This is a genomic window from Streptomyces sp. GLSS-08, assembly GCF_056387915.1.
The window spans coordinates 286,794-295,882 of the sequence record NZ_JBWJAQ010000010.1 but is presented as its reverse complement, the minus strand read 5'-3'; the positions used below and the strand labels follow the sequence as shown (position 1 = coordinate 295,882).

Genomic DNA, 9,089 nt, shown 5'->3' with positions numbered 1-9,089 from the left:
ACTGGAAGATCCTGCGCGACTGCCGACTCAAGGGCAACGGCGTTCACCAAGCCATGCTCGGCATCGCCCGACTCCACAACCTGGCCCTCACTGGATAACTCATGCCCCCATACGGGACAACCTCTAGCGGGCGACGCGTATGCGGCCTGACGCCGCCCCTGGTAGTGCCCAGCCGCTGACGGCCCGTCACCAGCCGTCCACACGGCCGGGTGATTCCGCCCAGTCAATGAACTGCTCGAACTGCGACACGGGTTGACATACACGGGACCGCCGTGATGGCACGCACTCTGCCAACGTCTGTTGCCGGAGGCTCGGTTGTCCCACGGCAGTCGCAGCCCCGCTCTCCCACTCGCCCTCTCCTCGAATGCGAGTGGAGTTCACGATTCCGTGGGGCGGCAGAGGTGTGAAGGGGTGGTCGGGAAGCACATCATCTTGACATGAACCTGCGGCCCGAGAGGCGGGCCGCAGCCCTGTGGAGGTGTGGGAATGCACCGCAGACTCGCCACCGGACTCGCCGCCTCGGCGCTGGCCGTCACCACCGTCATCGCCGGCGCCGCGACCGCTGACGCAGCACCCGCCGACAAGGCGCAAGTGCTCTCCAACTGGACGCAGACCAGCGCGTCGAGCTACAGCGCCTGGACCGCCGCCCGGGCCAACCAGTCCGCCTGGACGGCCTACGGGTTCGACTGGTCCACCGACTACTGCTCCACCTCGCCGGACAACCCCCTCGGCTTCCCCTTCAGCACCTCCTGCGCGCGGCACGACTTCGGCTACCGCAACTACAAGGCCGCCGGCACCTTCAACGCCAACAAGCCCCGCGTCGACAGCGCCTTCTACGAGGACCTCAAGCGTGTCTGCGCCCGGTACAGCGGCGCCACGAAGACCACCTGCGACAGCACGGCATGGACGTACTACCAGGCCGTGAAGGTGCTGGGCTGACGGACGCCGCACCAGCACCCGCCGACGTATCAGCCGACGTTCGCCTGAGCGCCCGCTGATACGTTGCGCGGCACATGACCCTCGACGCGCCCCGGCTCCCTGGCCGTCATCGGCGGTCAGCCGCGCACATGCAGCCCGAAACCCGTGCGGCCGGCTGGCTCCAGCCCCTCCGTCAGGTGCAGCGAGGGAATCTCGTAGTCGCCAAAGTTCTGCCTGCGGAACGGGATCGGTTCGGTCGACTCCAGGGTGAGCAGGCGCTGCTTCCAGGCCTTCGCGACCTCCGGGTACTCCTGGTCGGTCAGCCGGTCGGCGCCGTACAGCACGAACGGCGGCAGCACCTCGATGCCCGGGTAGTAGAGGATGCCGTGGTGGATCGGGAACAGCAGATCGTCGATGGGGCCGTTGATCCCGCGCGCGGCGTAGTGCGACTCCGGGCCGCCGACGGTCACCGACAGCAGGGCCTTCCTGCCCGCGAGGGTGCCTTCACCGAAGCGCTCGCCGTACCTGGTGGCGCTGTGCTCGCCGACGCCGTACGCGAAGTGGTAGGTGAACACCCGGTCCACCCAGCCCTTGAGGATCGCGGGCATCGTGTACCACCACAGCGGGAACTGGAAGATGATCGTGTCGGCCCACAGCAGCTTCTCCTGTTCGGCGAGGACGTCCGGGGTGAGCGTCCCGGCGTCGAAAGCCCGGCCCGAGTCCCGGGCGACCTTCAGCGGACCCGATGCGGCGGGGCCGTAGTCCGCGGCGTCCACGACCGCCTTCCAGTTCATCGCGTACAGATCGCTCACCCGTACCTCGTGCCCGGCGGCCTCCAGGGTGGACAACGCGAGGTTCTTCAGCGAGCCGTTGAGCGACGTCGGTTCCGGGTGGGCGCAGACGAGCAGCGTGTTCATGGGCACTCCTTCGGATCGGGTGCCTTCGATTCTGGGGACCACGGCGTCCGGCGTTCAGGGGCGGGGCTTCCGTCGGACCGGGCTTCCTGGTATTGGCAGGACCACCTTCCCCGGCTCCGCCGAGGCCATACTGGAGACATGGACGATCTTGCGGGCTTCCTGCGGACCCGGCGCTCCCGAGTCGACCCGGCGGCGGTGGGCATTCCCGTCGACAGCCGCCGCCGGGTCCAAGGGCTGCGCCGCGAGGAGGTCGCGCACCTCTCCGGAGTCAGCGTCGACTACTACGTACGCCTGGAGCAGGGCCGCGCGACCCAGCCCTCCGAGCAGGTCCTCGACGCCCTCGCCCGCGTCCTCGGCCTCGACGAGACCGGACGCGGGCATCTCCACCGGCTCGCGCGGCAGCGCCACCGCCGCGCGAAGGCGCCGGGCGGGCGAGTCCGGCCGGAGCTGCTGCGCACCCTCGGCCTGGTCACCGACGCGCCCGCGCTGATCATGGACCACCGCCTGGACGTGCTCGCCGGGAACCGCCTCGCCGGGCTCCTCTACGGCCGGCCGGCGCCGGGTCTGAACACCGCCCGGCACATCTTTCTCGAGGAGGACGAGCGCGGCCTCTACGCGGACTGGGACAGGTGCACGCTCGACGTGGTCGGGCACCTGCGTCTGGCCGCCGGCAAGTACCCCGAGGATCCCCGCCTGGCCTCGCTCGTCGGCGAGTTGGCGATGGGCAGCGAGCGCTTCCGCCGCCTCTGGGCCCGTGCGGACGTGCGCGCCCGCACGCACGGACGCAAGGCGTACCGGCATCCGCTGGTCGGACTGCTGGAACTGCACCAGGAGAACTTCGCGCTGCCCGACGAATCAGGCATGGAGCTGTTGGTGCTGTCCGCGGCCCCCGGCAGCCCCGCCGAGGACGGACTGCGCCTGCTCGCGGGCCTGGGCGCGGACAGCGGCGGGGCCCAGGCCGCGGTGGACGTTCAGGTCCGCGAGTAAGTCGGCGGCATTGTCTGCCCAGTTGGTCAGGGCGCTGTGCGCACCCTCGGACACGCCGCCTCTGGATCCGGCCGAACAGGGAGGCTGACCGGCACTTCGACGCGGCAGCCTTACAGTTGAAGCCACGCCATGCATCCAATTCGAGGGGAAGCACCACTCGTGCACGACGCACCGATCTACGCCCAGCTGATCTCCGAACGCGGCGACATACCCCTGCAGGTCCGTACCGAGGCCCGCCGGATCCAGCGCGAACTCGAGTGGATCCTCCACTCGGAACCGGCGTCCGACCGCCATCTGCCCAGGCTCCCCGCCGCGTCGCCCCCGACTTCCCCTCCCCGCCAGCTCGGATCCGGCTCCCCCCACTGGTTCGCCTGACGGGTCTTCGTTTCAGCAGAGCGCACGCGCCGAGCCCCCTCGCGCCCTGTCCTGTCGGACGGCGAGCCCCGGGCCGACCCCTTCGGGTCCCCTCTCAGCTCTCCCGGCGGCCGGAGGCGCCCGCGCGCAGTCCGTCCATGACGAGGTCCAGAAGGCGGCCGGCGCGCGATTGCCAGTCCCCTTGGGGGTCGAGCTGCCACAGCCCGGCGATCGCGAGGACGAAGTCGTCCCCGGTCACTCCCGGGCGGATCGTGCCGGCCTCCTCGTTGGTGCGCAGCAGGAGTTCGGCCGCGGAGGTCACGGGTGTGTGTCCCGGCTTCGCCGGGCTGCCCGGCGCGCTGGTGGCCTGGCGGATCGCGTCCGCCAGGCCGGCCTTGGTCATGGCGAACCGGGCGAGGTGATCCATCCACTCACGCAGGGCCCGGACGGGCTCATGCGTTTCGAGCAACTCGGTGGCGGCGTCGGCGACCTGCTGCATCTCGTGCCGGTAGATCTCCAGGACGAGAGCCTCGCGGCTGGGAAAGTTGCGATAGAACGTGCCCTGCCCGACACCCGCCTTCTTGGCGATCACGCTGAGGGGGACGTCCGCACAGCGCGTCAGCTCGGCAAGGGCCACCTCCAGGATCCGCTCGCGGTTCCGTTGCGCGTCCGAGCGCAGCGGTGCGTCCTTCTTCTGCTGCACTCGTCCTCCTCGTGGTCCTGTGGCCGAAACCTGTCCTTGCTAAGCGGACAACTGTCCACTACGTTTCCAGGTGAGCGGACAGCTGTCCGGTTAGGCTCACCCTAGCGGTGGGCGGTCGACAGGGACAGCCGGTGACGGTCGGCACCGCCCTTCCTCACCGCATTCTCCCTGCTTCCGGCCTGCCCTCGTTCCCCGCGGCGTGGCCTCCCCCACAGCCGCTGACCCATCTCAGATCCCTCCCGACACGTCTTAGCGTCTTCCGTCTCCTCTGCTGCCGGACCGTCTCCGCGAGATGGTCCGGAATGCGAAAGAAGGCTGATCATGGCCCCAGCACCTTCGTCGACGTACAGCGCCGTCACCCTGAACATCAACGGCGAGAAGCACACGCTGACCGTCGACCACCGCACCACCCTGCTCGACGCACTGCGCGAGCGCCTCGATCTGACCGGCACCAAGAAGGGCTGCGACCAGGGGCAGTGCGGGGCGTGTACCGTCCTCGTCGACAAACGCCGGGCCCTCGCCTGCCTGCAACTGGCGGTGGCGGCCGAGGGCCGGGAGATCACCACCATCGAAGGCATCGCCGACGGTGAGCAACTGCACCCCGTGCAGCAGGCGTTCCTCGATCTCGACGGCTACCAGTGCGGCTACTGCACGCCTGGCCAGATCTGTTCGGCCGTCGCCGTCATCGAGGAACACGCCGCCGGCTGGCCGAGCGCCGTCACCGACGACGTACGTCCCGAAGCGGGGCCGCCGCCGCTGACCCCCGAAGAGATACGAGAACGCATGAGTGGCAACCTGTGCCGCTGCGGAGCGTACGTGTCGATCGTGCAGGCGGTCGCCCGTGCCGCCGAGGCCGACTCCCGGAACGCCCGCGGGGACGGCGACCGAACCGCGAAGGACACGCGGCCCGCACAGCACGAAGGGACGTCGGCATGAAGGAGTTCCGATACGAGCGCGCTGTCGACGTCCCCGGCGCCCTCGCACTGCTCGACGCCGACCCGGACGCCCGGTTCCTCGGCGGAGGAACCAATCTCGTCGATCTGATGAAGACGGGCGTGGAACGGCCCGGTCGCCTCGTCGACATACGCGAACTCCCGCTGGACGCCATCGAGTCGACCGAGGACGGCGGGTTGCGCATCGGCGCGACCGTCACCAACAGCGACCTCGCGGCGCACGCCGCCGTCCGCAGCCGCTACCCCGCCCTGAGCCAGGCGGTACTGGCCGGCGCCTCCGGGCAGCTGCGCAACATGGCGACCGTCGGCGGCAACCTGCTGCAGCGCACCCGCTGCGGCTACTTCGCCGACGTCACCAAGCCCTGCAACAAACGCGTCCCCGGCAGCGGTTGCCCCGCGATCAAGGGTGAGCACCACAACCACGCGGTGCTGGGTGCTTCCGACCACTGCGTGGCGACCCACCCCTCCGATCTGGGGGTGGCGCTGACGGCTTTCGATGCCGTCGTCTCCTACGAAACGGCGGACGGGAAGGGTCAGCTGCCCCTCACCGACCTCTATCTCCCGGTGGGTGACACCCCGCACCTGGAGACAGCCCTTCCACCGGGTGCACTGATCACCGGCGTCACCCTTCCGCCCGCTCCGGTGGGCGCCGGCTCCCGCTACCGCAAGGTGCGCGAGCGGGCCTCGTACGCCTTCGCCATCGGTTCGGTCGCTGCCGCGCTCGACGTGCGGGACGGTGTCGTACAGGAGGTGCGCCTCGCGTTCGGGGCGGTCGCGTCCCGGCCCTGGCGGGCCCGTACGGCGGAACAGGCCCTGACCGGCGGGCCGGCCGAGGCCGCGGCCTTCGCCGCGGCCGCAGACGCGGAACTCGCGGCCGCCAGGCCGCTGCCGCACAACGGATACAAGGTGACACTGATGCGCAATCTCGCCGTCGCCGTGCTGAGCGAACTCGCCGAGGAGGCCTCCCGATGACCACGACCACGACCGGGGCCACCGCGACGAAGAACGCCGTCGGAACCGCGCACACCCGCGTCGAGGGCCGCGACAAGGTCACCGGAGTGGCCCGCTACGCGGGAGAGATCCCCTTCGCCGAACTGGCGCACGGATGGCTGGTGCTGTCGACGGTCACTCGCGGCCGCGTCCGGTCGATGGAGACCGCCCCGATCCTGGAGATGCCGGGCGTCCTGACCGTCCTGCATCACGGGAACGCCCCGCGCGTCGACATCGACTACGTGGGCATGCTCGGGATGCCGCCGGACCCGACCGCCGCCGTGTTCCAGCACGACCGGGTGCCGCACGCGGGCTGGCCGGTGGCGCTTGTCGTCGCCGAGACCTCCGAGCAGGCCCGGGAGGCGGCGGAGGCACTGGTGGTCCACTACGAGGAGGAACCGCACGACGTCACCTTCTCCGCCGGCAACCCGGACGCCTACACGATGCCCGGACCGGGCGGCCCGGCGGTGACGGAGAAGGGCGACCTTCAGGCCGAACTCGCCGCTTCCGCCGTGGTCCTGGACGCCGAGTACTCCACTCCGGAGGAGCACCACAACCCGATGGAACCCCACGCGGCGACAGCCCTGTGGGACGACGGCCGGCTGGAGGTGGTGGACTCCAACCAGGGCACGGTGTGGGTCGCGGACGAACTCGCGAAGATGTTCTCGCTCGACGCCTCGTCCGTGCGGGTGCGGTCCGAGCACGTCGGCGGCGGCTTCGGAAGCAAGGGGCTCCGCGCGCACCAGGTGGCCGCCGTGATGGCGGCGACCACACTGGCACGCCCCGTCCGCGTCGTCATGACACGCCGTCAGATGTTCTCGCTCGCCGGACACCGCAGCCCCACCATCCAGCGCATCCGGCTCGGCGCCGACCCCGACGGACGGCTGCGCGCGCTGGAGCACAGCTCCCTGAGCCGGACCTCGACCGTGCACGAGTTCATCGAGGCGAGCGCCGGCGTGGCTCGCGTCATGTACGACGCGCCCGCCCATCACACCGCCAACCGGGTCGTACGGCTCGATGTGCCGACGCCGACGTTCATGCGTGCTCCAGGTGAGGCGCCGGGGTCGTTCGCGCTGGAGTCGGCGCTCGACGAACTCGCCGAGAAGTGCGGCATCGACCCGATCGAGCTGCGCCTGCGCAACGAGCCCGACGTGGGTCCGGTGTCCGGGCTGCCGTTCAGCACCCGCAATCTGCCCGGCTGCTTCCGGGAGGGTGCACGCCGGTTCGGCTGGGCGGACCGGGACCCGCGCCCCGGACTGCGCCGGGACGGTCGCTGGCTGCTGGGCACCGGCACCGCGGCGGCCTCCTTCTTCGTCGGAGCCGCCCCGTCCACGGCTGCCGCGACCGCGGAGGCCGACGGCACCTTCACCGTGCGGATCAGCGCCGCGGACATCGGAACCGGCGCACGGACCGCGCTCACCCTGATCGCCGCGGACGCTCTGCGGGTGCCGACCGACCGGGTGCGCGTGCGAATCGGTGACAGCGATTTCGGCCCTGCGATGATCGCCGGCGGTTCGATGGGCACCCGGTCGTGGGCCTGGGCGGTCACGGCCGCGGCCGGGGAACTGCGGGAGCGGCTCGCCCTGAGCGACGGCATCCCCGCGGAGGGCATCACCGTACGCTCGGACACCACCTCGGCCGTCGGCGCCCTCGCGCAGAAGGAACGGCACTCGTTCGGCGCGCAGTTCGCCGAGGTCGCCGTCGACGTGACCACCGGAGAGGTGCGGGTCCGCCGCATGCTCGGCATCTTCGCCGCAGGCCGCATCGTCAACCCGCTCACGGCCCGCGGCCAGTTCACCGGCGGAATGATCTGGGGCATCTCCATGGCCCTGCACGAGGAGGCCGTCAGGGACCGGATCACGGGCGCCCCCTACGGCGCCGACCTCGCGGGCTACCACGTCGCCACGCACGCCGACGTACCGCTCGTCGAGGCGGACTGGGTGGACGACCCGGACCCCGATGACCCGGTCGGCATCAAGGGCATCGGCGAGATCGGCATCGTGGGCGCCGCGGCGGCGGTCGCCAACGCCGTGTGGCACGCGACCGGTGTACGTCACCGCGCCCTGCCCATCCGACCCGACCGCGTCCTGGGAGCGGCCGCACATGCTTGACATCGCCGACGAGCTGGCCCTCTGGTTGGCGGAGGGCCGGGAGTTCGCCGTCGCCACCGTCGTGGCCGTCGGCGGGAGCGCGCCACGCGGCCCGGGTGCGGCCCTCGCCGTCGACAGCGCCGGCACGGTCATCGGCTCGGTCTCCGGCGGCTGTGTGGAAGGTGCCGTGTACGACCTGTGTGTCCAGGCCCTCCGGGACGGCGAGACCGTCCTGGAGCGGTTCGGCTACAGCGACGAGGACGCCTTCACCGTGGGCCTGACCTGCGGCGGAACCCTCGACATCATGGTCACCCCCGTCGGCGCGGGGGCACCGGCCCGTGAACTGTTCCGGTCGGCGCTGTCGGCAGCGGCTTCGGGTGAGCCCAGATCCCTCGCGCGGATCGTCCGGGGCCCGGCCGGACTGCTGGGCAAGGCCCTGCTGGTGCACCCCGACGGGTCGTACGAGGGGTCGTACGACAGCGGCTCCCCGGAACTGGACCGGACCGCCGCGGCCGAAGCCCGGGCCATGCTGGACGCCGGACGCACCGGCACCCTCGAACTCGCTCAGGACGGGACGCACTGCCCCGGCGGGCTCACCCTGCTCGTCGAGTCGAACGTGCCGCCGCCCCGCATGATCGTGTTCGGCGCGATCGACTTCACCGCGGCGCTCGTCCGGGCCGGGAAGTTTCTCGGCTACCACGTCACGGTGTGCGACGCCCGCCCCGTCTTCGCCACCCGGGCCCGCTTCCCTGAAGCGGACGAACTCGTCGTCGACTGGCCGCACCGCTACCTGCGACGCACCTCGACCGACGGACGCACGGTCCTGTGCGTACTCACCCATGACGCCAAGTTCGACGTCCCCCTGTTGAAGCAGGCCCTGCGGATGCCGGTCGCGTTCGTCGGGGCGATGGGTTCGCGCCGGACCCACGCGGACCGTGACCGGCGGCTACGCGACATCGGGCTGTCGGACGCGGAGTTGGCGCGCCTGAGGTCGCCGATCGGCCTCGATCTCGGAGCCCGGACGCCCGAGGAGACCGCGCTGTCGATCGCGGCGGAGATCATCGCGGTCCGGAATGGTGGCACGGGTCTGCCGCTCACCGGTTCGCGGACGCCGATTCACCGCGACAGGGGACAGGAGGACGCGGCCGACGCGACTGAGGCCGCCTGACCCGCACGG

At 71.0% G+C, this 9,089-nt stretch carries 9 protein-coding genes and 1 pseudogene; 8 read left to right on the top strand and 2 right to left on the bottom strand.

Annotated elements, in window-relative coordinates; genetic code table 11:
• A pseudogene (locus AC0ZLC_RS20355) lies at positions 1 to 98 on the top strand (IS5/IS1182 family transposase); the annotation flags it as partial.
• A gap of 388 nt (positions 99 to 486) precedes the next feature.
• The gene (locus AC0ZLC_RS20350) at positions 487 to 939 is read left to right on the top strand and encodes a phospholipase (protein WP_476753385.1); all 453 of its coding nucleotides are present in this window, start codon (positions 487 to 489) and stop codon (positions 937 to 939) included.
• 116 nt (positions 940 to 1,055) lie between these two features.
• Here the strand turns inward: AC0ZLC_RS20350 and AC0ZLC_RS20345 are convergent, their stop codons facing one another.
• Positions 1,056 to 1,835: an NAD(P)H-dependent oxidoreductase gene (locus AC0ZLC_RS20345; protein ID WP_476753384.1), complete on the bottom strand. Its 780-nt coding sequence runs from the start codon at positions 1,833 to 1,835 to the stop codon at positions 1,056 to 1,058.
• A gap of 138 nt (positions 1,836 to 1,973) precedes the next feature.
• On the opposite strand from AC0ZLC_RS20345, the gene AC0ZLC_RS20340 reads away from it, so the two are divergent.
• Positions 1,974 to 2,822 carry a helix-turn-helix domain-containing protein gene (locus AC0ZLC_RS20340; protein ID WP_476753383.1) on the top strand — a complete coding sequence of 283 codons (849 nt, stop codon included), beginning with the start codon at positions 1,974 to 1,976 and terminating at the stop codon, positions 2,820 to 2,822.
• 159 nt (positions 2,823 to 2,981) lie between these two features.
• Entirely contained in the window at positions 2,982 to 3,197 is a 216-nt protein-coding gene (locus tag AC0ZLC_RS20335) for a hypothetical protein (protein ID WP_358854453.1), read from the top strand.
• 94 nt (positions 3,198 to 3,291) lie between these two features.
• On the opposite strand, the gene AC0ZLC_RS20330 is transcribed toward AC0ZLC_RS20335, so the two are convergent.
• Positions 3,292 to 3,879, bottom strand: a complete 588-nt coding sequence (locus AC0ZLC_RS20330; RefSeq protein ID WP_476753382.1) for a TetR/AcrR family transcriptional regulator — start codon at positions 3,877 to 3,879, stop codon at positions 3,292 to 3,294.
• 321 nt (positions 3,880 to 4,200) lie between these two features.
• Between AC0ZLC_RS20330 and AC0ZLC_RS20325 the strand changes: the two genes are divergently transcribed.
• From AC0ZLC_RS20325 to AC0ZLC_RS20310, 4 genes are read left to right on the top strand one after another with little or no spacing between them, the layout of a single operon-like run.
• The gene (locus tag AC0ZLC_RS20325) at positions 4,201 to 4,815 is read left to right on the top strand and encodes a (2Fe-2S)-binding protein (RefSeq protein ID WP_476753381.1); all 615 of its coding nucleotides are present in this window, start codon (positions 4,201 to 4,203) and stop codon (positions 4,813 to 4,815) included.
• Positions 4,812 to 5,804, top strand: a complete 993-nt coding sequence (locus AC0ZLC_RS20320; RefSeq protein WP_476753380.1) for an FAD binding domain-containing protein — start codon at positions 4,812 to 4,814, stop codon at positions 5,802 to 5,804. The genes AC0ZLC_RS20325 and AC0ZLC_RS20320 overlap by 4 nt, the downstream gene beginning before the upstream one ends.
• A complete protein-coding gene (locus AC0ZLC_RS20315) occupies positions 5,801 to 7,933 on the top strand; it encodes a xanthine dehydrogenase family protein molybdopterin-binding subunit (protein WP_476753379.1) in 2,133 nt (710 codons plus the stop codon). The genes AC0ZLC_RS20320 and AC0ZLC_RS20315 overlap by 4 nt, the downstream gene beginning before the upstream one ends.
• Positions 7,926 to 9,080, top strand: coding sequence for an XdhC family protein (locus tag AC0ZLC_RS20310; RefSeq protein ID WP_476753378.1), 1,155 nt, complete (start codon positions 7,926 to 7,928; stop codon positions 9,078 to 9,080). Before AC0ZLC_RS20315 ends, AC0ZLC_RS20310 begins: the two co-directional genes overlap by 8 nt.
• The last annotated feature ends 9 nt before the right edge of the window (positions 9,081 to 9,089 follow it).